This window comes from Exiguobacterium sp. s132, assembly GCF_018617235.1.
Lineage (GTDB): Bacteria > Bacillota > Bacilli > Exiguobacteriales > Exiguobacteriaceae > Exiguobacterium > Exiguobacterium profundum.
Window position 1 is genome coordinate 14,048 of sequence record NZ_JACSJU010000006.1, and the last position, 25,394, is coordinate 39,441.

32 protein-coding genes and 1 other annotated feature are annotated in these 25,394 nt (G+C 47.1%); all 32 genes read right to left on the bottom strand.

The window, feature by feature from the left end:
* Nucleotides 1-27 precede the first annotated feature (27 nt).
* Complete coding sequence (gene rpsH / locus KNO78_RS14755) at nucleotides 28-426, bottom strand: 30S ribosomal protein S8 (protein ID WP_026824842.1); 399 nt, start codon at nucleotides 424-426, stop codon at nucleotides 28-30.
* 31 nt (nucleotides 427-457) lie between these two features.
* Complete coding sequence (gene rpsN / locus KNO78_RS14760; protein ID WP_012727664.1) at nucleotides 458-727, bottom strand: 30S ribosomal protein S14; 270 nt, start codon at nucleotides 725-727, stop codon at nucleotides 458-460.
* 20 nt (nucleotides 728-747) lie between these two features.
* Nucleotides 748-1,287, bottom strand: coding sequence for a 50S ribosomal protein L5 (gene rplE, locus KNO78_RS14765; protein WP_074035359.1), 540 nt, complete (start codon nucleotides 1,285-1,287; stop codon nucleotides 748-750).
* Between the two features lie 32 nt (nucleotides 1,288-1,319).
* On the bottom strand, nucleotides 1,320-1,628 hold the full coding sequence (rplX, locus tag KNO78_RS14770; protein ID WP_012727666.1) for a 50S ribosomal protein L24: 309 nt from the start codon (nucleotides 1,626-1,628) through the stop codon (nucleotides 1,320-1,322).
* A 36-nt stretch (nucleotides 1,629-1,664) separates the two neighbouring features.
* Entirely contained in the window at nucleotides 1,665-2,033 is a 369-nt protein-coding gene (rplN, locus tag KNO78_RS14775; RefSeq protein ID WP_012727667.1) for a 50S ribosomal protein L14, read from the bottom strand.
* A 44-nt stretch (nucleotides 2,034-2,077) separates the two neighbouring features.
* A complete protein-coding gene (gene rpsQ / locus KNO78_RS14780; protein WP_012727668.1) occupies nucleotides 2,078-2,338 on the bottom strand; it encodes a 30S ribosomal protein S17 in 261 nt (86 codons plus the stop codon).
* A gap of 32 nt (nucleotides 2,339-2,370) precedes the next feature.
* Nucleotides 2,371-2,574: a 50S ribosomal protein L29 gene (gene rpmC / locus KNO78_RS14785; RefSeq protein ID WP_012727669.1), complete on the bottom strand. Its 204-nt coding sequence runs from the start codon at nucleotides 2,572-2,574 to the stop codon at nucleotides 2,371-2,373.
* Nucleotides 2,561-2,998 carry a 50S ribosomal protein L16 gene (gene rplP / locus KNO78_RS14790; protein ID WP_012727670.1) on the bottom strand — a complete coding sequence of 146 codons (438 nt, stop codon included), beginning with the start codon at nucleotides 2,996-2,998 and terminating at the stop codon, nucleotides 2,561-2,563. The genes rpmC and rplP overlap by 14 nt, the downstream gene beginning before the upstream one ends.
* A gap of 32 nt (nucleotides 2,999-3,030) precedes the next feature.
* Nucleotides 3,031-3,690, bottom strand: coding sequence for a 30S ribosomal protein S3 (gene rpsC / locus KNO78_RS14795; protein ID WP_012727671.1), 660 nt, complete (start codon nucleotides 3,688-3,690; stop codon nucleotides 3,031-3,033).
* Nucleotides 3,691-3,703: 13 nt separating this feature from the next.
* The gene (rplV, locus tag KNO78_RS14800) at nucleotides 3,704-4,036 is read right to left on the bottom strand and encodes a 50S ribosomal protein L22 (RefSeq protein WP_012727672.1); all 333 of its coding nucleotides are present in this window, start codon (nucleotides 4,034-4,036) and stop codon (nucleotides 3,704-3,706) included.
* Between the two features lie 20 nt (nucleotides 4,037-4,056).
* Nucleotides 4,057-4,332: a 30S ribosomal protein S19 gene (gene rpsS / locus KNO78_RS14805; RefSeq protein WP_012727673.1), complete on the bottom strand. Its 276-nt coding sequence runs from the start codon at nucleotides 4,330-4,332 to the stop codon at nucleotides 4,057-4,059.
* A gap of 66 nt (nucleotides 4,333-4,398) precedes the next feature.
* Nucleotides 4,399-5,229, bottom strand: a complete 831-nt coding sequence (gene rplB, locus KNO78_RS14810) for a 50S ribosomal protein L2 (protein ID WP_012727674.1) — start codon at nucleotides 5,227-5,229, stop codon at nucleotides 4,399-4,401.
* A 34-nt stretch (nucleotides 5,230-5,263) separates the two neighbouring features.
* Nucleotides 5,264-5,545 (bottom strand): 50S ribosomal protein L23, encoded by a 282-nt coding sequence (gene rplW / locus KNO78_RS14815; protein WP_012727675.1) that lies wholly within the window; start codon nucleotides 5,543-5,545, stop codon nucleotides 5,264-5,266.
* Nucleotides 5,545-6,168, bottom strand: coding sequence for a 50S ribosomal protein L4 (gene rplD / locus KNO78_RS14820; RefSeq protein WP_012727676.1), 624 nt, complete (start codon nucleotides 6,166-6,168; stop codon nucleotides 5,545-5,547). Before rplD ends, rplW begins: the two co-directional genes overlap by 1 nt.
* A 28-nt stretch (nucleotides 6,169-6,196) precedes the next feature.
* A complete protein-coding gene (gene rplC, locus KNO78_RS14825) occupies nucleotides 6,197-6,823 on the bottom strand; it encodes a 50S ribosomal protein L3 (protein WP_012727677.1) in 627 nt (208 codons plus the stop codon).
* 61 nt (nucleotides 6,824-6,884) lie between these two features.
* A complete protein-coding gene (gene rpsJ / locus KNO78_RS14830) occupies nucleotides 6,885-7,193 on the bottom strand; it encodes a 30S ribosomal protein S10 (protein WP_074032438.1) in 309 nt (102 codons plus the stop codon).
* A gap of 377 nt (nucleotides 7,194-7,570) precedes the next feature.
* Complete coding sequence (locus KNO78_RS14835) at nucleotides 7,571-8,080, bottom strand: nucleotidyltransferase family protein (RefSeq protein WP_214691672.1); 510 nt, start codon at nucleotides 8,078-8,080, stop codon at nucleotides 7,571-7,573.
* Between the two features lie 108 nt (nucleotides 8,081-8,188).
* Entirely contained in the window at nucleotides 8,189-9,376 is a 1,188-nt protein-coding gene (gene tuf / locus KNO78_RS14840) for an elongation factor Tu (protein WP_078147868.1), read from the bottom strand.
* Between the two features lie 113 nt (nucleotides 9,377-9,489).
* The gene (gene fusA / locus KNO78_RS14845) at nucleotides 9,490-11,568 is read right to left on the bottom strand and encodes an elongation factor G (protein WP_159563152.1); all 2,079 of its coding nucleotides are present in this window, start codon (nucleotides 11,566-11,568) and stop codon (nucleotides 9,490-9,492) included.
* A gap of 112 nt (nucleotides 11,569-11,680) precedes the next feature.
* Nucleotides 11,681-12,148, bottom strand: a complete 468-nt coding sequence (gene rpsG / locus KNO78_RS14850) for a 30S ribosomal protein S7 (protein ID WP_012727682.1) — start codon at nucleotides 12,146-12,148, stop codon at nucleotides 11,681-11,683.
* Nucleotides 12,149-12,196: 48 nt separating this feature from the next.
* Nucleotides 12,197-12,619: a 30S ribosomal protein S12 gene (gene rpsL, locus KNO78_RS14855; RefSeq protein ID WP_012727683.1), complete on the bottom strand. Its 423-nt coding sequence runs from the start codon at nucleotides 12,617-12,619 to the stop codon at nucleotides 12,197-12,199.
* Between the two features lie 290 nt (nucleotides 12,620-12,909).
* A complete protein-coding gene (gene rpoC / locus KNO78_RS14860) occupies nucleotides 12,910-16,509 on the bottom strand; it encodes a DNA-directed RNA polymerase subunit beta' (protein WP_012727684.1) in 3,600 nt (1,199 codons plus the stop codon).
* A 22-nt stretch (nucleotides 16,510-16,531) separates the two neighbouring features.
* The gene (gene rpoB, locus KNO78_RS14865) at nucleotides 16,532-20,080 is read right to left on the bottom strand and encodes a DNA-directed RNA polymerase subunit beta (RefSeq protein ID WP_074037866.1); all 3,549 of its coding nucleotides are present in this window, start codon (nucleotides 20,078-20,080) and stop codon (nucleotides 16,532-16,534) included.
* 193 nt (nucleotides 20,081-20,273) lie between these two features.
* Entirely contained in the window at nucleotides 20,274-20,870 is a 597-nt protein-coding gene (locus KNO78_RS14870; RefSeq protein ID WP_012727686.1) for a class I SAM-dependent methyltransferase, read from the bottom strand.
* 79 nt (nucleotides 20,871-20,949) lie between these two features.
* The gene (gene rplL / locus KNO78_RS14875; protein WP_012727687.1) at nucleotides 20,950-21,318 is read right to left on the bottom strand and encodes a 50S ribosomal protein L7/L12; all 369 of its coding nucleotides are present in this window, start codon (nucleotides 21,316-21,318) and stop codon (nucleotides 20,950-20,952) included.
* A 61-nt stretch (nucleotides 21,319-21,379) separates the two neighbouring features.
* Entirely contained in the window at nucleotides 21,380-21,886 is a 507-nt protein-coding gene (gene rplJ, locus KNO78_RS14880; protein WP_012727688.1) for a 50S ribosomal protein L10, read from the bottom strand.
* A 44-nt stretch (nucleotides 21,887-21,930) separates the two neighbouring features.
* Nucleotides 21,931-22,084, bottom strand: a sequence feature (ribosomal protein L10 leader region).
* A gap of 59 nt (nucleotides 22,085-22,143) precedes the next feature.
* On the bottom strand, nucleotides 22,144-22,830 hold the full coding sequence (gene rplA, locus KNO78_RS14885; protein WP_012727689.1) for a 50S ribosomal protein L1: 687 nt from the start codon (nucleotides 22,828-22,830) through the stop codon (nucleotides 22,144-22,146).
* A gap of 94 nt (nucleotides 22,831-22,924) precedes the next feature.
* Nucleotides 22,925-23,350 (bottom strand): 50S ribosomal protein L11, encoded by a 426-nt coding sequence (gene rplK / locus KNO78_RS14890; protein WP_012727690.1) that lies wholly within the window; start codon nucleotides 23,348-23,350, stop codon nucleotides 22,925-22,927.
* Nucleotides 23,351-23,497: 147 nt separating this feature from the next.
* Nucleotides 23,498-24,049 carry a transcription termination/antitermination protein NusG gene (gene nusG, locus KNO78_RS14895; protein ID WP_012727691.1) on the bottom strand — a complete coding sequence of 184 codons (552 nt, stop codon included), beginning with the start codon at nucleotides 24,047-24,049 and terminating at the stop codon, nucleotides 23,498-23,500.
* Nucleotides 24,050-24,065: 16 nt separating this feature from the next.
* On the bottom strand, nucleotides 24,066-24,236 hold the full coding sequence (gene secE / locus KNO78_RS14900) for a preprotein translocase subunit SecE (protein WP_012727692.1): 171 nt from the start codon (nucleotides 24,234-24,236) through the stop codon (nucleotides 24,066-24,068).
* A 34-nt stretch (nucleotides 24,237-24,270) separates the two neighbouring features.
* Nucleotides 24,271-24,417: a 50S ribosomal protein L33 gene (gene rpmG / locus KNO78_RS14905; protein ID WP_012727693.1), complete on the bottom strand. Its 147-nt coding sequence runs from the start codon at nucleotides 24,415-24,417 to the stop codon at nucleotides 24,271-24,273.
* Nucleotides 24,418-24,545: 128 nt separating this feature from the next.
* Nucleotides 24,546-25,187 (bottom strand): RNA polymerase sporulation sigma factor SigH, encoded by a 642-nt coding sequence (gene sigH, locus KNO78_RS14910; RefSeq protein ID WP_012727694.1) that lies wholly within the window; start codon nucleotides 25,185-25,187, stop codon nucleotides 24,546-24,548.
* Nucleotides 25,188-25,394 lie beyond the last annotated feature (207 nt).

The following is a 25,394-nucleotide window of genomic DNA, read 5'->3' on the forward strand; positions in this document are numbered from 1 at the left end:
CACCTCCGTTCTTGTTAGAAAAGTGACTTACCAGATGTAGGCGAGCACTTCGCCGCCGACTTGTTGTTGGCGAGCTTCTTTATCAGTCATAAGACCTTTAGATGTCGAAAGAACTGCGATCCCGAGTCCTCCGAGTACTTTAGGTACTTCATCAGCTTTTGCGTATACGCGAAGACCTGGTTTCGAAATACGTTTGAGACCAGTGATTACACGTTCGTTGCTTGCTCCATATTTAAGGAAAAGACGAAGTGTACCTTGTTTAGCGTCCTCGATATATTCAACATCGCGAATGAAACCTTCACGCTTAAGGATTTCAGCGATCTCACGTTTAATGTTCGAAGCTGGAAGCTCCATTTTTTCATGGCGAACCATGTTAGCGTTACGGATACGTGTAAGCATATCTGCAATAGGGTCTGTCATTACCATGCGATGTACCTCCTTTCACACTGTTAGTGGATTACCAGCTTGCTTTTTTAACACCAGGGATTTGACCTTTGTATGCAAGATCACGGAACTTGATACGGCTGATCCCGAATTTACCCATGTAACCATGCGGACGACCTGTGATGCTGCAACGGTTGTGCAAACGTACAGGTGACGAGTTACGTGGCAATTTGCTGAGTCCGATATAATCGCCTTCAGCTTTCAACTTCGCACGCTTTTCAGCGTACTGGGCAACGAGTTTCTCGCGTTTAAGTTCGCGATTCACCATTGACTTTTTAGCCATGTTGTCGACCTCCCTCTAGATTATTTTTGGAATGGCATACCGAGAAGTGTGAGCAATTCACGTGCTTCTTCGTCTGTGTTTGCTGTTGTAACAACAACGATGTCCATACCGCGTACTTTAGATACTTTATCGTAATCGATCTCAGGGAAAATAAGTTGCTCTTTCACGCCAAGCGTGTAGTTACCGCGTCCGTCGAATGCTTTCTTCGATACACCGCGGAAGTCACGTACACGTGGAAGTGAAACAGTTACCAATTTGTCGAGGAAATCGTACATGCGCTCGCCACGAAGTGTAACCTTCGCACCGATTGGCATACCTTCACGAAGTTTGAAACCAGCGATTGATTTCTTCGCTTTCGTTACGAGTGGTTTTTGACCTGAAAGAATTGTTAATTCTTCAACTGCCATATCAAGTGCTTTCGAGTTCGAAACAGCGTCACCTACACCCATGTTGATGACAATCTTTTCGACTTTCGGTACTTGCATGACCGAGTCATAGTTGAATTTATCCATCATCGCTTTCACGATGTCGCTTTTATACTTCTCTTGCAAACGGTTCATAGTCGAATGGACCTCCTTTCGTCACGTTCTTCTTATTTATCGAGTGATTCGCCCGATTTCGCGACACGAACTTTTTTACCATCGACTACTTTGAAACCAACACGAGTTGGTTTGCCAGTTTTAGGGTCGAGTGGCATTACGTTCGAGACGTGAATTGGTGCTTCGATCTCAAGGATCCCGCCTTGTGGATTCGCTTGTGAAGGTTTCGCGTGTTTTTTCATCACGTTTACGCCTTCAACCACTACGCGGTTTTTGCTTGGCATAGCTTTGAGGATAACCCCTTGCTTGCCTTTATCTTTACCAGACATTACCTGGACTGTATCGCCTTTTTTAACATGCATCGTTTGCGCACCTCCTTATAGGATTGAAATTGGAAATTAAAGTACTTCCGGTGCCAACGAAACGATCTTCATGAATTCTTTTTCACGAAGTTCACGTGCAACTGGCCCGAAGATCCGTGTGCCGCGTGGGCTCTTGTCATCTTTGATAATGACTGCTGCGTTCTCATCGAAACGGATGTACGAACCATCTTTACGACGAGCGCCGCGTTTTGTACGAACGACAACTGCTCTGACAACGTCACCTTTTTTAACAACGCCACCTGGTGTTGCTTGTTTTACCGTTGCGACGATGATGTCACCGATGTTTGCAGTCTTACGACCAGAACCACCGAGGACTTTAATTGTCAACAGTTCACGCGCGCCAGAGTTGTCTGCTACTTTCAAGCGAGATTCTTGTTGAATCATGCGAGTGTACCTCCCTCCGGATGTTTAATAAATCCGAACTGTTATTAGATGATTACTGATTCTTCTACTACTGTTACAAGACGGAAACGTTTGTCTTTAGAAAGAGGACGTGTTTCCGCGATGCGAACGATATCGCCCACTTTAGCGACGTTGTTCTCATCGTGTGCTTTATATTTCTTCGTGTAGTTTACACGTTTGCCATAAAGTTTATGACGAACCTTTGTTTCTACTGCGACGACGATCGTTTTGTCCATTTTGTCAGACACGACGCGACCAGTGAACACTTTACGGTTGTTGCGTTCCATGAGTGTTACCTCCTCTCAAGAATCCGATGTAATTAGCCGTTGTTGATGCCGAGTTCGCGTTCACGAAGAATCGTTTTAGCACGCGCAATCGACTTGCGTACTTCACGGATACGAGCAGGATTCTCAAGCTGACCTGTAGCAAGTTGGAAGCGAAGGTTAAAGAGTTCTTCTTTCCACTCGCCCACTTTACCGTTGAGCTCTTCAGTTGTTGATTGACGGAGATCAGTTGCTTTCATTCGTATCACCACCATTTTCTTCACGTTTCACGAACTTACATTTTACTGGAAGTTTGTGCGATGCAAGACGAAGTGCCTCACGTGCCACTTCCTCAGATACACCTGCGATTTCGAACATTACTTTGCCAGGCTTAACTACAGCTACCCAGCCTTCTGGAGCACCTTTACCCGAACCCATTCGGACTTCGAGAGGCTTTTTAGTGTACGGCTTGTGTGGGAAGATCTTGATCCACACTTTACCACCACGTTTCATATAACGTGTCATTGCAATACGTGCTGATTCGATTTGACGGTTTGTAATCCAGCTCGCTTCGAGAGCTTGGAGACCGAACTCACCGAAGTGTACAGTTGTGCCGCGTTTAGCGTTCCCGCGCATTTTACCACGGTGTACACGACGATATTTCACGCGTTTAGGTAACAACATAGTGTGTTGCCTCCTTCCTGAAAGAGTGTTTATTATTCAGCGTTTTTCGCTGTGTTGTTTTTTGTTGGAAGAACTTCACCGTGGTATAACCAAACTTTTACGCCGATTTTACCGTAAGTTGTGTCAGCTTCAGCTGTTCCGTAGTCGATGTCGGCACGGAGTGTGTGAAGTGGAACTGTTCCTTCCGAGTACTTCTCTGAACGAGCGATATCAGCGCCACCAAGACGACCAGAAACTTCTGTTTTGATCCCTTTGATGCCAGTACGCATCGAACGTTGAATAGATTGTTTCATTGCACGACGGAATGATACGCGACCTTCCAATTGACGAGCAATGTTTTCTGCTACAAGCTTCGCAACAGCGTCAGCGTTTTTCACTTCAACAACGTTGATGTGAACGCGTTTTCCGTCAGCGATTTTTGTAATGTGTTTACGGAGTGATTCGATTTCAGAACCACCTTTACCGATTACCATACCTGGCTTCGCAGTGTGAAGCGAAATGTTCACGCGGTTTGCAGCGCGTTCGATTTCAACTTTAGAAACACTAGCATCCTTCATTTTGTTTTCGATGTATTCACGAATAACGAAGTCTTCATGAAGGAGATCAGCGTAGTCTTTCTCAGCGTACCAACGCGAATCCCAGTCTTTGATAACACCAACGCGAAGACCGTGCGGATTTACCTTTTGACCCACTACATATCCCTCCTTATTTCTCAGTTACCACGATGTGGATGTGGCTTGTGCGTTTGTTAATACGGCTTGCGCGACCCATCGCACGTGGGCGGAAGCGTTTGAGTGTTGGACCTTCGTTTACGTAAGCTTCTGTTACAACGAGGTTCTCAATGTTCATATCGTAGTTGTGCTCTGCGTTAGCAATCGCTGATTTTAATACTTTTTCAACGACTGGCGATGCTGCCTTGTTCGTGTGAGCAAGGACAGAGAGCGCTTCGCCGACTTGTTTCCCGCGAATTAAGTCTACAACGAGACGTGCTTTGCGAGGAGCAAGACGGACCATATTAGCTGATGCTTTAGCTTGCATGGATTTGACCTCCCCTCAAATTACCGTTTCGTTTTCTTGTCTGATCCGTGACCTTTGTACGTGCGTGTTGGAGCGAATTCACCAAGTTTGTGACCAACCATGTCTTCTGTCACGAATACTGGTACGTGTTTACGACCATCGTGCACACCGAACGTGTGACCCATGAATTCTGGGAAGATCGTCGAGCGACGTGACCAAGTTTTGATGACTTGCTTCTCACCAGATTCGTTGAGTTTGTCAACTTTAGCGAGTAAGTGGTGATCTGCGAATGGACCTTTTTTCAAGCTGCGACCCATGTTAGAACCTCCCTTTGGAATGATTCGGGAACGGCCCTTTCGAACCGCCCGAGAATCATGTAGTAATTATTTCTTACGGCGACGAAGGATGTACATGTCGCTCGATTTGTTTTTCTTACGAGTCTTAAGACCAAGAGCTGGTTTACCCCAAGGAGTAAGTGGGCCCGAACGACCGATTGGCGCACGACCTTCACCACCACCGTGTGGGTGATCAACCGGGTTCATTACAGAACCACGTACTGTTGGGCGTTTGCCTAACCAACGTGAACGTCCTGCTTTACCGATGTTTACGAGTTCGTGTTCTTCGTTACCAACTGAACCGATTGTCGCGCGGCAAGTGCCGAGGAACAAGCGTGATTCACCTGATTGAAGACGAACGATGACGTACTTGCCGTCACGTCCTTGGATTTGTGCCGATGCACCAGCCGCACGAACTAGCTGACCGCCTTTACCAGGCTTAAGCTCGATGTTGTGGATTGTTGTACCGACAGGGATGTTTACGAGTGGAAGAGCGTTCCCCACTTTGATATCCGCTTCAGGACCAGACATGATTTCCATGCCTACTTTGATGCCCTTAGGAGCGAGGATGTAACGTTTCTCACCATCTACATAGTTGATGAGTGCGATGTTTGCTGAACGGTTTGGATCGTATTCGATCGTTGCTACGCGTCCTGCAACGCCATCTTTGTTACGTTTGAAATCGATGATACGGTATTTACGCTTGTGACCGCCACCTTGGTGACGAACAGTCAAGCGACCTTGGTTGTTACGTCCGCCTTTTTTCGAAAGCTTTTCAGTTAACGATTTTTCAGGGCGATTCGTTGTGATCTCTGCAAAGTCGAGAGATGTCATGTTACGACGACCGTTAGTGGTCGGCTTAAACTTTTTGATTGCCATCGAGGATTCCCTCCTTTTCTTCTAAGGTAGTTAATTAACCGAGGAAGTCGATTGTGTTGCCTTCAGCAAGGGTTACGATCGCTTTTTTACGACGAGCTGTGTAACCAGAGTGACGACCGACACGTTTCGCTTTCGGTTTGTAGTTCATTGTGTTTACCGAAGCAACTTTCACGTTGAAGATTGTTTCGATAGCGTGTTTCACTTGCGATTTAGTCGCTTTTACGTCGATTTCGAAAACGTATTTGTTAGCTTCCATGAGGCTAACTGAACGCTCAGTGATGATCGGACGTTTGATGATATCGTATGCTTGAGCCATTATGCAAGCACCTCCTCTACCTTCGCAACCGCATCTTTAGTGAAGATGACTTTGTCGTTAGCAACGAGGTCAAGAACGTTTACGCCTGCTGCGTCGATCACAGTCACTCCTGGGATGTTACGAGCTGCGAGAGCGATAGTCTCATTGTAGTCCGCTGTGACTACAAGAGCCTTACGTTCTACTGATAAGCTGTTGAGTACAGCAGCCATATCTTTTGTTTTTGGTGCATCGAAAGCAAGGCCTTCGAGGACGATGATTTCGTTGTTTTGTACTTTCGACGAAAGAGCCGAGAGAAGTGCTAAACGACGAACCTTCTTAGGAAGTTTGTAAGAGTATGAACGTGGTGTTGGACCGAAGACTGTACCACCACCAACCCATTGTGGTGAGCGGATAGAACCTTGGCGCGCACGACCAGTTCCCTTTTGTTTCCATGGTTTACGGCCGCCACCGCGTACTTCCGAGCGACCTTTCGTATCGTGAGTACCTTGACGGCGTGATGCTTGTTGCATGACGATTGCGTCGTAAAGTACTGATTCGTTTGGCTCGATTCCGAAGATGGCTTCTGCCAATTCGATTTCGCCAACTTGTGAACCTGTTTGGTTAAGCAAAGCTACTTTAGGCATTCGTAATTCCTCCTTTCCGTGCAGTTAATTAGTTACCTTTGACCGCTGATTTGATGATGACGTTCGATTTACGAGCGCCTGGGATAGCACCTTTCACGAGGAGAAGGCCACGTTCCACATCAACTTTAACGACTTCAAGGTTTTGAATTGTTTTACGCTCTCCACCCATTTGACCAGGAAGAAGTTTCCCTTTAAATACGCGGTTAGGAGCGACAGGACCCATCGAACCAGGACGACGGTGGTAGCGCGAACCGTGAGCCATTGGTCCACGTGATTGTCCGTGACGCTTGATCGCACCTTGGAATCCTTTACCTTTCGATGTACCTGTTACGTCTACTAATTCACCTGCAGCGAAAATGTCTGCCTTAATCTCTTGACCGATTTCGTATCCTTCTACTGAAGTACGAACTTCTTTGATGAAGCGCTTAGGTGTCGCGTTTGCTTTCGCAGCGTGACCTTTTGATGGTTTGTTTTGACGTGATTCTTTGATGTCTCCGAAACCAAGTTGAACTGCTTCGTAACCGTCTGTGTCAACTGTTTTAAGTTGAAGAACGACGTTACCTTCTACAGCAACTACTGTTACTGGTACAACTTCGCCTGCTTCGTTGAAGATTTGAGTCATACCAAGTTTTGTTCCTAAGATTCCTTTAGCCATGAGATACACCTCCTGTTAATAATTAATTGTCTCTTCTGGCTAGTATCTACTATATGAAGAATTAAAGTTTAATTTCGATGTCTACACCTGATGGTAACTCGAGACGCATAAGCGAATCGACTGTTTTCGGTGTTGGGTTTACGATGTCGATCAAGCGTTTGTGTGTACGCATTTCGAACTGCTCACGAGCATCTTTGTACTTGTGAACCGCACGAAGAATCGTGTAAACCGATTTTTCAGTTGGGAGCGGGATTGGACCCGACACCTTTGCACCTGAACGCTTCGCAGTGTCAACGATCTTCTCAGCTGATTGATCGAGAACGCGATGGTCATATGCTTTTAAACGAATACGAATTTTTTCATTTGCCATGTTTGTTTCCCTCCTTTGTCGCCTACTTTAAAAATAGACAATTCTCCGCGGAAATTTCCACACCGGCCATGGCAATGCTGCCTGGCGTGTCATAACCTCCCGCTTCAACGCAGCGTGCTTGTGTCAGCAGAGGCATCCGATCATTGCAAATCAACGATTGGACCCGTTTTCTGCTGTAAAGTCTCTCACCACTCGCACAAACACTTAATCATTATATCTAATCTGGTCATGGAATGCAAGATTAGATTTTTGAAGTTGCTGGTTGTCTGATGAGTTGCTCAACGTTCCCTAATGTAACAAGATTCGCGAGCTTTTGCAAGCAAAAATTCATTCTTTTATTGAACTATTTTTCAAACGAACTCCCATGTCAACTCGACCTAGCGTTTCATCACCTCTCCAAAACGCTCTGTCACCCCTTCTATGACCGATTGTGGCGCTCGTTTTAAACAGTCTTGAACAATTCCTTCATTAACACTGTGCGTCTTGAAATAGCGGAGCAATGACGCTAATTTATCCTCTCGTCCGATGACCGTGTAAAGGACGACCCACTCTTCTAGGTGCATCCATTGTCCATCTGGTTCAATGAAAGGATGCGTATAGATTCCGTCGGTACACTTCATTCGGAAACTAGACATGACGTCCACATCTGTTCCCTCGAATATATACTCTCCAAAGTAGGTCGTTACGTATGCGTCGTGAGAATCTGATGGTTTCTTCTCCCCAGCACGACTAAGTACGCGATCGATTTTTTCAAACTGGTCCGGTTCAACAAAAACATCGATGTCATTCGTTACCTCGACGATGCCATGATGCTTTAACAGCTCAGAACCGCCAATGCGATACTCAATCCCATTCAAGCGACAAATAGTCTCTAGTTGCTTCAGCATGACGCCACTCCTTTCTCGTATGCCTCATCTTACCATGTTGTGATGGAAACACAAAAAAGCAGCCCGCATATTGCGGACTGCTTAATGTTGTTCAGTTGAATCAATCGATTACTCGATGATTTCTGTTACTGAACCAGCACCTACAGTACGGCCACCCTCACGGATAGAGAAACGTGTACCGTCTTCGATCGCGATTGTAGAAATCAATTCGATCGTCAACTCGATGTTGTCTCCTGGCATTACCATTTCAGTACCTTCTGGAAGGTGAACGATACCTGTTACGTCAGTTGTACGGAAGTAGAACTGCGGACGGTAGTTCGCGAAGAATGGCGTGTGACGGCCACCCTCTTCTTTAGAAAGAACGTAGATTGATGCTTTGAATTTAGAGTGTGGTGTGATTGAACCTGGCTTAGCAAGTACTTGTCCACGCTCGATGTCGTCACGTGATACACCACGGAGAAGTGCACCGATGTTGTCGCCAGCTTCAGCATAGTCAAGAAGCTTACGGAACATCTCTACACCAGTACATACAGTTTTCTTCGTTTCTTCTGTAAGACCAACGATTTCGATCTCGTCGTTGACGCGGAGAACACCACGCTCAACACGACCAGTCGCTACAGTACCACGACCAGTGATTGAGAATACGTCCTCAACAGGCATCATGAAGTCTTTTTCAGTGTCACGAACTGGTTCTGGGATGTACTCATCAACAGCGTTCATGAGTTCCATAACTTTTTCTTCCCACTGAGCTTCACCGTTAAGTGCGCCAAGTGCAGAACCTTTGATTACAGGGAGGTCGTCGCCTGGGAAGTCGTATTCAGAAAGAAGTTCACGGATTTCCATTTCAACGAGTTCGAGAAGCTCTTCGTCGTCTACCATGTCAACTTTGTTCATGAATACTACGATGTAAGGAACACCTACTTGACGTGAAAGAAGGATGTGCTCACGTGTTTGTGGCATTGGGCCATCTGTTGCAGATACAACGAGGATCGCGCCGTCCATTTGAGCAGCACCAGTGATCATGTTTTTAACATAGTCAGCGTGTCCTGGGCAGTCAACGTGTGCGTAGTGACGCTTGTCAGTTTCGTACTCGATGTGAGCTGTTGCGATTGTGATACCGCGCTCGCGCTCTTCTGGAGCACCATCGATTTGGTCGAACTTAGTAGCTGTTTTACCTTGTGCACGTGAAAGTACAGCAGAGATTGCTGCAGTCAAAGTTGTTTTACCGTGGTCAACGTGGCCAATTGTACCAACGTTAACGTGCGGCTTAGAACGGTCGAATTTTTCTTTACCCATTCTAGATTCCTCCTCTATTAAACGATTAGTTTTATTTAACTAGGAAGACGTAGGCTACTTTTAACATACGTCCTCCTTAGCTTACAACAATCAATCTAGCGATACAACCGTTATTAGCCGTTCGCTTTTTTGACGATTTCTTCAGCGATTGATTTCGGTACTTCTTCGTAGTGATCGAAGTGCATCGAGTACGTTCCGCGTCCTTGTGTACGTGAACGAAGTGATGTTGCGTAACCGAACATTTCTGAAAGTGGAATCATCGCTTTAACGACTTGTGCGTTACCGCGAGCTTCCATACCTTCTACGCGTCCACGGCGTGACGTAACGTCACCCATGATGTCACCCATGTATTCTTCTGGGATAACAACTTCAACACGCATCATTGGCTCAAGGATAACAGCTTTCGCTTGGTCCTTAAGTTGTTTAACCGCCATCGAAGCAGCAACTTTAAACGCCATCTCGTTCGAGTCGACATCGTGGTACGAACCGAATACGAGACGAGCTTTAACGTCTACTACTGGGTAACCAGCGAGGATACCGTTTTCGAGAGCTTCTTCAATCCCGTTTTGAACAGCAGGGACGTATTCACGTGGTACAACACCACCGACGATCTTGTTCTCGAACTCGAATCCAGCGCCTTCTTCGTTCGGCTCGAATTCTACGACAACGTGACCGTACTGACCGCGTCCACCAGACTGACGAACGAATTTCGAATCGATCTTCGCAGCGCCACGGATTGTTTCACGGTAAGCAACTTGTGGTGCACCAACGTTAGCTTCTACTTTGAATTCGCGACGCATACGGTCAACGAGGATGTCAAGGTGAAGCTCACCCATACCAGAGATGATCGTTTGACCAGTCTCAGGGTTTGTTTCAGTGCGGAATGTTGGATCTTCTTCTGCGAGTTTCGCAAGAGCTTGACCCATCTTATCTTGGTCTGCTTTCGATTTAGGCTCGATTGCAACCGAGATAACTGGTTCTGGGAACGTCATTGACTCGAGAACGATGTTATCTTTCTCAGAGCAAAGCGTGTCACCAGTAGTCGTGTCTTTGAAACCAACAGCAGCGGCGATGTCACCAGCGAATACCATTGGAATCTCTTCACGGCTGTTTGCGTGCATTTGAAGGATACGACCGAGACGCTCACGCTTCCCTTTAGTCGAGTTCTTCACGTATGATCCTGCTTCAGCTGTACCAGAGTACACGCGGAAGAACGTCAATTTACCGACGTAAGGGTCAGTCATAACTTTGAACGCAAGTGCTGAGAATGGAGCTTCATCAGAAGGCTCACGCGTGATTTCTTCTTCTGTATCGAGGTTGATCCCTTTGATTGACTCTACATCAACTGGTGATGGGAGGTAATCAACAACGGCGTTAAGCATGAGCTGAACACCTTTGTTTTTGAAGGCAGAACCAACGAGTACAGGGTAGAATTCAACGCTAAGTGTCGCTTGACGGATTGCAGCTTTCAATTCATCGATTGAAATCTCTTCACCTTCAAGGTACTTCATCATCAACTCTTCGTTGAAGTCAGCAACACCTTCGATCAATTGACCGCGAAGTTCTTCAGCTTGGTCAGCCATGTCAGCTGGGAAGCCGTCTATTACTTCGATGTCAGTACCGAGGTCGTTGTTGTACATGTAAGTCTTCATTTCAACGAGATCGATGATCCCTTTGAAATCGTCCTCTGCTCCGATTGGGAGTTGGATCGCGTAAGCGTTCGCTTGAAGACGATCGTGGAGCGTCTTCACAGAGTACAAGAAGTCTGCGCCGATTTTATCCATCTTGTTGACGAATACGACACGTGGTACACCATATGTCGTCGCTTGACGCCATACAGTTTCTGTTTGTGGTTCTACACCTGACTGAGCGTCAAGTACAGCAACCGCACCATCAAGTACACGGAGTGAACGTTCAACTTCTACAGTGAAGTCTACGTGTCCAGGTGTATCGATGATGTTTACACGGTGGCCATTCCACTGTGCAGTTGTCGCAGCCGAAGTGATCGTGATTCCACGCTCTTGCTCCTGCTCCATCCAGTCCATTTGTGAAGCACCTTCGTGCGTTTCACCAATTTTATGGATACGACCTGTGTAATAAAGAATACGTTCAGTTGTTGTCGTTTTACCGGCATCGATGTGAGCCATGATCCCGATGTTACGAGTATTCTTTAGGGAGAATTCTCTTGCCATACTGGGTATTCTCCTTCCGCATGTTTGATTTTCGTGTGCGCGCACACGATATGATTATACCCGAAAGCCACTCCGTTAAGCCATGCTTGGCGGAGTGGACTTTACGATTAAATTACCAACGATAGTGAGCAAACGCTTTGTTAGCTTCTGCCATCTTATGCATGTCTTCGCGTTTCTTAACAGATGCACCAGTGTTGTTGGCTGCATCCATGATTTCGTTCGCGATACGTTGCTCCATCGTTTTTTCGTTGCGGAGACGAGCGTAGTTCACGAGGTAACGAAGACCAAGTGTTGTACGGCGCTCTGGACGAACTTCTACAGGAACTTGGTAGTTAGCTCCACCTACACGGCGTGCTTTAACTTCAAGTACAGGCATGATGTTGTTCATTGCTTCTTCGAACACTTCCATAGGCTCTTTGCCTGAGCGTTCAGCGATGATGCCAAATGCGTTGTAAATGATAGTTTGAGCTGTACCTTTTTTACCGTCTAACATGACACGGTTAATGAGGCGAGTTACCAATTTCGAGTTGTAGATCGGATCTGCGATAACGTCACGACGTTCTGCACGGTTTTTACGCATCCGAGTACCCTCCTTTCAAAATTTCAATTGTAGTTTAGTTTGCGAGAATTACTTCTTCGCAGCTTTCGGACGTTTCGTACCGTATTTAGAACGGCCTTGCATACGTCCATCAACACCTGCAGTGTCAAGCGCACCACGAACGATGTGGTAACGTACCCCTGGTAAGTCTTTTACACGTCCTCCACGGATAAGAACAACGCTGTGCTCTTGAAGGTTGTGGCCAATACCTGGGATGTACGCAGTCACTTCGATTTGGTTAGTCAAACGAACACGAGCATACTTACGAAGCGCCGAGTTCGGTTTCTTCGGAGTCATTGTACCAACACGTGTACAAACACCACGTTTTTGTGGTGAGCTCACGTTTGTTTGTGACTTGATGAAACTGTTGTAACCTTTGTTAAGTGCTGGAGAGTCAGATTTCACGACTTTCGATTTACGTCCTTTACGGACTAACTGGTTAATAGTAGGCATCTTTGAAGATCCTCCCTTCCTGAATGTTGCTATTTTCTAGTCCCACCGACCCGGGTGGTTCATTTAAGGTCATAACGAAACGTTTTTACGAGGCGTAGGCATTCCATGACCTCGCAAAAACGTGAGTTATACCTTGAAAGTGGCAATTGTAGCAGCCAAACCTTCCCGTAGAAAGTTCGGATGGACGTCCAAGTAGCTTGCCGACTGCTGGACATCGTTGTCATCGACAACAACCGATTGGCGGCACTAAATCATAGTAGCACCGCCAACCTGCGCTGTCAAGACGTATTTTACTCGACTGTTGTATCTTCGAGCGCAACTGGCGCCTCATCTTCTTTGAGTTCCACATCACGGTAGACGGCCATTCCAGTACCAGCTGGAACGAGTTTACCGATGATGACGTTCTCTTTGAGTCCGAGGAGATAGTCACGTTTCCCTTTGATTGCTGCATCTGTCAAGACGCGAGTCGTTTCTTGGAACGAAGCCGCTGAGAGGAACGAATCTGTCTCAAGTGAAGCTTTCGTGATTCCGAGAAGGACTGGTTTCGCAGTCGCTGGGTGTTTTCCATCACGAATCGCATCTTTACACGCTTCTTTGAAGACGCTGATGTCGACGAGTGATCCAGGGAGAAGTGGTGTGTCACCTGATTCGATAACTTTGACACGACGAAGCATTTGGCGAACCATGACCTCAACGTGCTTATCACCGATTTCTACCCCTTGCATCCGGTAAACTTTTTGAACTTCTTGGAGAAGATAGTTCTGAACACCAGATACACCACGGACGGCGAGCAATTCTTTCGGATCGATCGAACCTTCCGTGAAGACTTCACCGGCTTCTACTGTGTCGCCGATTTGAACGCGGAGACGCGCTCCGAATGGAATCGTGTATGAGCGAGTCTCACTGAATCCTTCGACCGTGAGTTCACGCTTGTCACGCGATTCTGTGAAGTCGATGACCGTACCAGAGATTTCCGAGATGACCGCTTGACCTTTCGGGTTACGGGCTTCGAATACCTCTTGGATACGTGGAAGACCTTGTGTGATATCGTCTCCGGCAACCCCACCTGTGTGGAAGGTACGCATTGTAAGCTGCGTTCCTGGCTCACCGATTGATTGTGCGGCAATGATACCGACGGCTTCCCCGACTTCAACATTTGATCCAGTTGCCAAGTTGCGTCCGTAACACTTCTTACATACGCCGTGTGACGTGTTACATGTGAAGGCTGTACGGATTTCAACTTTTTCAACACCCGCATCTACAATGATGCGCGCGATGTCTTCTGTGATCAATTCGTTCTTATCGATCAACACTTCGCCCGTTTCAGGGTGTGTGACCGTTTCAAACGATGTACGTCCGACGAGACGGTCGTACAAGCTTTCGATTTCTTCCGTACCTTCGCGGAGTGCAGAAACACGGATTCCGCGGTCTGTTCCACAATCCTCTTCACGGATGATGACATCTTGCGCTACGTCAACGAGACGACGCGTCAAGTAACCTGAATCGGCTGTCTTCAAGGCTGTATCGGCAAGACCTTTACGAGCCCCGTGAGTCGAGATGAAGTACTCTTGAACCGTCAGACCTTCACGGAATGACGATTTGATTGGAAGTTCGATGATGCGACCAGATGGAGCGGCCATCAAACCACGCATACCCGCAAGCTGCGTAAAGTTCGATGCGTTACCACGGGCACCTGAGTCAGACATCATGAAGATTGGGTTCAGGCGGTTGAGGGATTTCATCAATCGAGATTGAATTTCATCCTTCGCTTCGTTCCAAGCACGGACAACGCGCTCGTAACGCTCATCTTCAGTGATGAGACCACGACGGAACGACTTCATGATTTGGTCGACTTGTTTTTGTGCTTCATCAAGGATTTCCTGTTTATCCGGAAGTACGATGATATCGGCAATCCCAACCGTCACACCCGCTTTTGTCGAGTGCTTGAAGCCAAGATCTTTCATCCGGTCAAGCATGCGGCTTGTTTCCGTCGTTTCAAACTTCTGGAACACTTCCGCGATGACTTTTCCAAGGAACCCTTTTTTGAACGGGTCGATGATTGGACGTGATGCGATTTCTTCCGCAACGTTCGCCCCTTTGTCGATGAAGTACTTATCAGGCGTTGCTTCCTGTAAGTTTTCCATCGTCGGCTCGTTCAAGTATGGGAACGTATTTGGCAAGATTTCGTTGAAGATCATCTTACCAACTGTCGTAATGAGCAATTTCTCGTTCTGTTCGTCTGTGAACGTCGGGTTGTTGAGCGTACGTGCCGGAAGTGCCACACGCGAGTGCAAGTGGACATAACCGTTTTGGTAAGCAATCAACGCTTCGTTGACGTTCGAGAACACTTTCCCTTGACCGACGGCATCTTCACGTTCGAGTGAGATGTAGTAGTTACCGAGGACCATATCCTGCGATGGTGTAACAACTGGTTTTCCGTCTTTCGGGTTCAAGATGTTCTGCGCAGCGAGCATGAGAAGACGTGCTTCCGCTTGTGCTTCTGCAGAGAGCGGAACGTGGACGGCCATTTGGTCACCATCGAAGTCGGCGTTGTATGCCGTACATACGAGTGGGTGAAGGCGAATCGCACGACCTTCAACAAGAATCGGTTCGAATGCTTGAATACCAAGGCGGTGAAGTGTCGGGGCACGGTTCAAGAGGACCGGATGCTCACGAATGACTTCTTCAAGGACGCCCCAGATTTCAGGTTGCATCTTCTCGATTTTGCGTTTGGCGTTCTTGATGTTTGAAGCGATGCCGCGACCGACAAGCTCTTTCATCACGAACGGTTTGAAGAGTTCAAGCGCCATCTCTTTTGGAAGACCACACTGATACATCTTCAAGTTCGGACCTACGACGATAACCGAACGTCCTGAATAGTCGACCCGTTTACCGAGAAGGTTTTGACGGAAACGACCTTGTTTCCCTTTCAACATGTGTGAAAGTGATTTAAGCGGACGGTTACCAGGACCTGTTACCGGACGACCACGACGACCGTTGTCGATGAGGGCGTCAACCGCTTCTTGAAGCATACGCTTCTCGTTTTGCACGATGATGTTCGGCGCGCCGAGGTCGAGCAAACGTTTGAGACGGTTGTTCCGGTTGATGACTCGACGATACAAATCGTTCAAGTCAGATGTCGCAAAGCGTCCACCATCAAGCTGTACCATCGGGCGAAGCTCTGGTGGGATGACAGGAAGTACTTCAAGGATCATCCAGTCTGGATTGTTTCCTGAAGTGAAGAATGCATCGAGAACTTCCAAGCGCTTAATCGCACGTGTACGACGTTGACCTTGGACTGTTTTCAACTCTTCACGAAGCTCGCCTACTTCTTTTTCAAGATTAACGTCTTGAAGAAGTGTACGGATGGCTTCAGCACCCATGTCTGCTTTGAAGTCGCTACCGTATTTTTCACGATAGAGACGGAATTCTTTTTCCGAGAGAAGTTGTTTCTTCTCAAGCGGAGTATCACCTGGCTCTGTGACCACGTAAGATGCGAAGTAAATGACTTCTTCAAGCGCACGTGGTGACATGTCGAGAACAAGCCCCATGCGGCTTGGAATCCCTTTGAAGTACCAGATGTGCGAAACTGGTGCCGCGAGCTCGATATGGCCCATTCGCTCGCGACGCACTTTCGCTTTCGTCACTTCAACGCCACAGCGGTCACAAATGACTCCTTTATAACGGATACGTTTGTATTTCCCACAGTAACATTCCCAGTCTTTCGTAGGACCGAAGATTCGTTCACAGAATAATCCGTCCTTCTCTGGTTTAAGTGTACGATAGTTGATCGTTTCCGGCTTTTTGACTTCACCGTAAGACCACGAACGGATCTTCTCTGATGAAGCCAAGCCGATTTTCATATATTCAAATCGATTAACATCTACCAAGGGGCCGACCTCCCTTTTCGCCTTATTCCTCTTCCGTAACAGTCGGTTGAACGACTTGTTCTAACGCCGATGTTGCGTTCGGGATGTTGTCGTCATCTTCATCTTTCATTTCGACTTCTTCATCATCCGCTGACATCATCTTGACTTCCATACCGAGCGCTTGAAGCTCTTTAATCAAGACGCGGAATGATTCAGGAACGCCCGCTTTCGGAACGCTCTCACCTTTCACGATGGCCTCATATGCTTTCACACGACCGACCGTGTCATCCGACTTGATTGTCAAGATTTCTTGGAGCGTGTAGGCTGCACCGTACGCTTCAAGAGCCCAAACTTCCATCTCCCCGAAGCGCTGACCACCGAACTGTGCTTTACCACCGAGCGGTTGTTGCGTAACGAGTGAGTATGGTCCTGTCGAACGAGCGTGAAGTTTGTCATCAACCATGTGCGCGAGTTTGATCATGTACATGACACCGACCGAGACGCGGTTATCGAACGGTTCACCCGTACGACCGTCATAGAGACGCGTTTTCGCATCTTTATCCATACCAGCCTCTTCAATCGTTGCCCATACGTCTTCCTCACGCGCTCCATCGAATACAGGTGTTGCCACTTTGATACCGAGCTTCTTCGCTGCCATACCAAGGTGGAGTTCAAGTACCTGACCGATGTTCATACGAGATGGTACCCCAAGCGGGTTGAGCATGATGTCAACCGGTGTACCGTCTGGCATGTATGGCATATCTTCTTCAGGGAGGATTCGCGAGATAACACCTTTGTTACCGTGACGTCCCGCCATCTTATCCCCTTCGTGAATCTTACGTTTTTGAACGATATAGACACGTACCATTTGGTTGACGCCTGGAGACAACTCGTCACCGTTTTCACGGTCGAACACTTTGACATCCAAGATGATTCCGTCTCCACCGTTTGGTACACGAAGTGACGTATCACGTACTTCACGTGCCTTCTCACCGAAGATTGCGTGCAAGAGACGCTCTTCCGCCGTCAATTCTGTAACGCCCTTAGGTGTTACTTTACCGACGAGGATATCGCCATCCTTGACTTCAGCTCCGATGCGGATAATTCCACGATCGTCCAAGTTACGAAGTGCGTCATCTCCGACGTTTGGAATATCACGTGTGATTTCCTCTGGTCCGAGTTTCGTGTCGCGTGACTCTGACTCGTACTCTTCGATATGAATCGACGTGTACACGTCATCTTTCACGAGACGCTCACTCATGATGATCGCATCCTCATAGTTGTAACCATCCCATGTCATGAAGGCAACGACGACGTTACGGCCGAGCGCGAGCTCACCCATATCCATCGATGGACCGTCTGCAAGGATTTCTCCTTTTTCGACACGGTCACCAGCTGCGATGATTGGTTTTTGGTTATAGCATGTCCCTTGGTTCGAACGGACATATTTTTGAAGTTTGTAACGGTCAAGGTCACCTGAAACCTCAGAACCGTTCACGTCAGACGTGCGACGGATCAAGATTTCACGCGCTGTGACGCGTTCGACGACACCTGGGTATTTCGCAACAATAGCTGCCCCAGAGTCTTTCGCAGATACGTACTCCATGCCGGTACCGACAATCGGTGAATCCGGTTGAAGGAGTGGTACTGCTTGACGTTGCATGTTCGCTCCCATGAGGGCACGGTTCGAGTCATCGTTCTCGAGGAACGGGATACATGCCGTTGCAGCAGAAACAACCTGTTTCGGCGAAACGTCCATGTAGTCCACTCGGCTTGGCTCGACTGACAAGTTTTGTCCGCGGAAACGGCAAAGAACTTGTTCGTCTGCAAAGTGGCCATCTTCTGTGAGCGGCATGTTTGCCTGTGCGACGACATAGAGGTCTTCCTCATCAGCCGTCATATATTGAATGTCGCCAGTGACAAGACCTGTTTCTGGGTCAACACGACGGTATGGTGCTTCGATGAAACCGTACTCGTTCACTTTCGCATAAGACGAGAGTGAGTTGATGAGTCCGATGTTCGGCCCCTCTGGTGTTTCGATTGGACACATCCGACCGTAGTGCGAATAGTGAACGTCTCGAACTTCGAAACCAGCACGCTCACGTGTCAAACCACCCGGTCCAAGTGCAGAGAGACGACGCTTGTGCGTGAGCTCTGCGAGCGGGTTCGTTTGGTCCATGAACTGTGACAATTGCGAGCTACCGAAGAACTCTTTAAGTGATGCGATAACCGGGCGGATGTTGATGAGCGCCTGTGGTGTGATCGCATTTTGATCTTGAATCGACATACGTTCTTTTACGACACGTTCCATACGGGAAAGCCCGATCCGGAATTGGTTTTGGAGAAGTTCTCCGACTGAACGAAGACGACGGTTTCCTAAGTGGTCGATGTCATCTGTTGTTCCGACTTCGTGAAGTAAGTTGAAGAAGTAGTTGATTGAAGCGATAATATCGGCTGGCGTAATATGTTTTACGCTGCGATCGATATTGCCATTTCCGATGATGTTCAAGATACGCTCTCCATCTGGGTCATCCGGTGAGATGACTTTGATTGACTGAAGACCGAATGGCTCACCTTCAGCGACACCACCAGTTGGTTCCGCATCGATATAGCCAAGGCCGTTCTCCAAGTGCGGGAGGATACGATCTAAGTTGCGGCGGTCGAGGATTGTTCCAGCTTCGGCGAGTACTTCGCCTGTTTCCGGGTCCACGAGCGTTTCCGCTAATTTTTGACCGAACAAACGGTTCTTAAGATGAAGTTTTTTGTTCATCTTATAGCGACCGACGTTCGCTAAGTCGTAACGTTTCGGGTCGAAGAAACGTGATACGAGAAGAGATTTCGCATTTTCTACCGTTGGTGGTTCACCAGGGCGGAGACGCTCATAAATCTCGATCAACGCTTTCTCTGTAGACTCCGTATTATCTTTTTCAAGGGTGTTACGAAGGTATTCGTCATCCCCGAGAAGGTCGATAATTTCTTGGTCCGTACCGAATCCGAGGGCACGCAACAACACCGTTACCGGAATTTTACGGGTACGGTCGATACGAACATAAACGATATCTTTGGCATCTGTCTCGAGTTCGAGCCAAGCACCACGGTTCGGAATGACAGTTGCGCCAAATCCACGTTTACCGTTTTTATCGAGTTTAGCGTTATAGTACACGCTCGGTGAACGGACAAGCTGGGAAACGATGACGCGTTCTGCACCATTGATGATAAACGTTCCCGATTCTGTCATGAGCGGGAAATCCCCCATGAACACTTCTTGTTCTTTGAGCTCACCTGTCTCTTTGTTTTGGAGACGCACTTTTACGCGAAGTGGCGCAGAATAAGTAACGTCGCGCTCCTTCGATTCATCGATAGAATACTTCGGCTCACTGAGCGAGTAATCGATGAACTCCAATACGAGGTTTCCTGTGAAGTCGGAAATCGGTGAAATGTCTGTGAACATTTCCTTCAATCCTTCACGCAAGAACCACTCATAAGAAGCAGTTTGAATTTCAATCAAATTCGGAAGCTCTAATACCTCACTGATACGGGCAAAGCTTCTTCTCTGACGGTGACGACCGTACTGAACAAGTTGACCAGTCAACTGATTCACCTCTCAGACCCCCAATTCTTTAGCGAATTTTTCGGGCGTAATAATCGAACATTGTCATTGAATGTCGCTCGTTTTCCGTCTCTAAAAAGCGGCAGACACGGCAGTTTCAAGCGAATTCCATTCCAATGGCATTTTATAATGTTAGCATATACGTTATAGCGAGTCAACAAGACTTCACCGTTTGTCAAGACCGAATTGCTCGGAAAATAAAGTAACCTTTTTCTTTCGCGATCGTTTCAACTTGACCAAACACCTCTTCTAATAACTTTTTAGCAGAAGGTGCTCCTTGTTTCTTTTGAATGACGACATAGATTGCTCCTCCATCGACGAGGTGCGTATGTGCTTCACGCAAGATCGTATGGACGACTTGTTTCCCCGCACGAATCGGCGGATTGGTGACAATGGCGGCAAACCGTTCTCCCCCCACCGCGTCATACGCGTGAGAAAGCCGTGTTTCGACCGTCACTCCATTACGGGCGGCGTTTTGCTCAGAGAGCGCCAGCGCACGCTCATTCACATCAATGAGCAAGGCCTCACGCCCAGAGGCATCGGCAAGCGAGATCCCCATCGGACCATAGCCGCAGCCTACATCTAAAATACGTCCCGACACATCAGGCATCTCAAACGTTTCAATTAAAAGACGTGACCCAAAATCGACCGACCCTTTCGAGAACACACCGCGGTCCGAAGTGAAATGATACTGTTTCCCTCGCAACTCGTACGTCCATGTCTCCGGGGCACTTTCCGAACGTGGATCGTTCGTATAGTAATGATCTCCCATGCGTTGAACCTCCTAACCCATTCTTCAAGGAAATAAAAGAAGCTCGCCATGGCGAGCTTCTATAGGTTGTGAAGTAGAATTACTTAACTTCAACAGATGCGCCAGCTTCTTCAAGCTTAGCTTTGATTGCGTCAGCGTCTTCTTTAGAAACGCCTTCTTTGACTGGAGCTGGAGTTCCGTCAACGAGTGCTTTTGCTTCTTTAAGACCGAGACCTGTGATTTCACGAACAGCTTTGATGACGTTGATTTTACCAGCGCCAGCGTTTGTGAGGATTACGTCGAATTCAGTTTTCTCTTCAGCTGCTGCGCCTGCGCCAGCACCTGCAACTGCTACTGGAGCTGCTGCTGATACGCCGAATTCTTCTTCGATTGTTTTTACGAGTTCGTTAAGTTCGAGAACCGTCATTGATTTGAGGTCTTCGATGAATTGCTCTTTGTTGAAAGCCATTATGGTTTTCCTCCTTTGATGTTGTGAAAAAGTTTTTTTGAGTTACGCTACGCGACAAAAATTAAGCTGATTGCTCTTCTTTTTGTTCTGCGATTGCATTTGTTGCGACTGCGAGCCCACGGATTGGAGCTTGAAGTACGCTGAGAAGCATCGAGAGAAGACCATCGCGTGATGGAAGTTCTGCAAGGGCTTTGATTTCTTCGAGTGAAGAAACTTTACCTTCGATGATTCCGCCTTTAAGTTCGAGCGCTTTGTGCTCTTTCGAGAAGTCGTTCAAGATCTTCGCTGGAGCAATAACGTCTTCTTTAGAGAAGGCGATTGCTGTAGGACCAGTGAAGACTTCGTCAAGACCTTCGAAGTTCGACTGAGTAGCTGCGCGGCGAAGAAGACCGTTCTTGTAAACTTTGAACTCGATTCCAGCGTCACGGAGTGATTTACGGAGTGTAGTCACTTCTTCAACTGTAAGTCCACGGTAGTCAACAACAACTGTTCCAACGCTCGCTTGCATTTTCTCAGCGATTTCATCGACGAGTGCCGATTTCTGAGCTACGATTTTTTCGTTTGCCATGTGTTTGCACCTCCTAGTCAATTCTTATACCGGACGAGAGGCTGCTCTCCAAAAGAAATCCCTCGTATGAAGACATACGAGGGCGTAATTGTTTGAAAGTAAACCTGTGACAACAGGCTCAAGTTCGAGCAAAGACACCTCGGAAGGGTTTACGGACCGATGTCCACCTTCTGTCTACGGTAATCCAACATATTCGGTTGAACGTGTATTACTTTATCAGCGGTGTCACACGTTGTCAACAATTTATTTCAACAAGATTACTTAAGGAAATCTGCAGTCGCTACACGGATCCCAGGACCCATTGTAGATGAAAGCGAGATGTTTTTAAGGTAAGTTCCTTTTGCAGTAGCAGGCTTCACTTTCATGAGTGTTTCGAGAATTGTCTCGATGTTCTCAGAGAGTTTAGATGCTTCAAATGATTTCTTACCAACTGGAACGTGGATGTTACCAGCTTTATCAACACGGTATTCAACTTTACCAGCTTTGATATCCGCGATTGCTTTTTCTACGTCGAAAGTAACTGTTCCTGTTTTCGGGTTAGGCATGAGGCCTTTAGGTCCGAGAACACGACCAAGTTTACCAACCTCACCCATCATGTCAGGTGTCGCAACGATTACATCGAAGTCGAACCATCCTTGTTGGATTTTGTTGATGTACTCAGCGTCGCCAACGTAGTCTGCTCCAGCAGCTTCCGCTTCTTTCACTTTCTCACCTTTTGCGAAGACGAGAACTTTTTGTGTTTTACCAGTACCGTGTGGAAGTACAACGGCACCACGGATTTGTTGGTCTGCTTTCTTCGGATCTACGCCGAGACGGACAGCAACTTCGATTGTTTCATCGAATTTAGCAGTAGCTGTTTTTTGAACGAGCTCGACAGCTTCAGCGAGGTCGTATGACTTCGTGCGGTCAACAAGCTTAGCTGCTTCTTGGTGTTTTTTACCCATGATCTTTTCCTCCTTGTGGTTAGCGGAATTTCCTCCCACATAATGAAGGGATTGAAGGTGAGCAGTATTCACCGACAACCCCAGAGACTAGCAATTAGTCTTCGATTACAATACCCATACTACGTGCAGTACCTTCAACCATAAGCATCGCTGTTTCTACAGATGATGCGTTAAGGTCAGGCATTTTAAGTTCAGCGATTTCGCGAACTTTGTCACGCTTAACCGTTGCTACTTTCTTACGGTTTGGTTCACCAGAACCACTCTCGATACCAGCAGCTTTCTTCAAGAGAACTGCAGCTGGTGGAGTTTTCGTAATGAATGTAAACGAACGATCTTCGTATACCGTGATGACTACAGGAATAATCAATCCGGCTTGGTCTTGTGTACGAGCGTTGAACTCTTTACAGAATCCCATGATGTTAACACCTGCTTGACCAAGTGCTGGACCTACTGGTGGAGCTGGGTTTGCTTTACCAGCTGGGATTTGAAGTTTAACGAGTTTAGAAACTTTTTTCGCCACGAGACACACCTCCTTAAGTCTAAAATGTGGTTTCTTGGACGTTGTGCGCCCTCCCACTCAATCTATTAGGTCGAGTTTGTACCGAAATAAAGCACAACATCAAACATTTTCGATTGTACCATCCGTTTTACGGATTAGCAAGTGGGTTTAGTTAATTTTCTGAACTTGTTCGAAATCAAGCTCAATTTTTGTTTCACGACCGAACATGTCGACCACGACTTTGAGCTTCTCTTTGTCGGCTTCAATCTCGTCGATTGTTCCTTCAAAGTTCTCAAATGCGCCTTCTTTCACGCGGACAAGGTCACCGAGTTCATAGTTGTAACGATCTTTCTTCTCGATGAGTCCCATTTGTGACAAGACGTTTGTCACTTCGTCCGGTTGGAGTGGGATTGGTTTTGCCCCACCACCCGTTGAACCGAGGAAGCCGGTGACGTTTGGCGTGTTGCGGACAACATACCATGAATCGTCAGTCATGACCATCTCTACGAACACATAGCCCGGGAAACTTTTGACTTCACGTTCTTTGATTTTCTTCTCGCCACTCTTCAATGTGACTTCTTCTTGCGTCGTTTCAGTCGGGACGAGGACGCGGAAAATTTTATCTTCCATGTTCATCGAACCGATTCGACGTTCTAGGTTTTCTTTGACGTTATTCTCAAAACCTGAGTACGTCTGGACAACAAACCATTGTTTCTCCACGGCTTTCACCTCTTCCTTAGTTAATCAATAAATTGACGAGATAACTGACCCCAGTATCTACGCCGAACACGAACAGGCCAATCACGACAACAGTCGCGATGACAGTAATGGTATATTTCGTGAGTTCTTTACGAGTCGGCCAACTCGTTTTCTTCAACTCTTTCCATACGTCGCGCAAAAAGTTCATGGTAGCTTCCTCCTACATTGAATGCCAATCTACGTTACTTTGATTCCCGATGCAGCGTATGCGCGTTACAGCGGCGACAAAACTTCTTCATTTCAAGCCGTGTCGACACGCCATCTTTTTTTGTCGTCGAGTACTCTCGAGACCCGCATTCTGAGCAAGCGAGACTTACTTTCTTTGCCATTCATAAGCGCCCCTTTCGACTACTCTCTCTTAAAAAAGAGCGAAAAAAAAACGCCTCCTGTAAATGGCGTCTACGGACAAGGCGCTGCTTTTAAAGTATCACATAGGAGGCACGCGGTCAATAATCGGTTAGCTCGTGAGCATCCGGACGTCGACATGACGCTCGAATTTCTTCTTCACGCGCTGTAACGCATTATCGATCGATTTGACATGACGATCGAGGTCATCTGAAATCTCTTGATAAGAACGCCCGTCTAAATAAAGACGCAAGACTTTCCGTTCGAGGTCACTCAAGATCTCATCCATCTTCGCTTCCATGAACGACTGTTCTTCCTGTGTCACGATTAATTCTTGTGGGTCAGTCGGATGTGGTGGCAAGATGACATCGAGCAACGTCCGGTCAGACTCTTCATCAAAAATTGGTTTATCGAGTGACACATATGAATTGAGCGGAATATGTTTTTGGCGTGTCGCCGTCTTGATTGCCGTGATCATCTGGCGGGTAATGCACATCTCGGCAAAGCTTTTGAATGACGCAAGTCGCTCGTCTTTATAATCACGCACACCTTTATAAAGGCCGATCATCCCCTCTTGGACGATGTCCTCATGATCTGCACCAATCAAAAAGTATGAACGTGCCTTCGCCCGCACAAAATACCGGTATCGTTCAATCAAAAACTCGAGCGCGTCGCTATCCCCTTCGTTGCGCGCCAATAAGACCAACTCTTCGTCTGACATTTTTTCAAACTGTTCGTACGGCCATCCGTTCATGCTCGTTACCCCCCGGCGATTGATCCTGAACTATGTAAGGTTGTGTCCCATTATAGGGCTCCCTACTCCTATGCGTCAAACAAATTTCTAAAAATTCCGTCAATTAAATATTGTGTAACTCATATATGTAATAGTATACAACATTCCTTTGCAAAAAAATGTCAAAATCGAAACAAAGACGAGTCCATTTCATGAACTCGTCCGTGA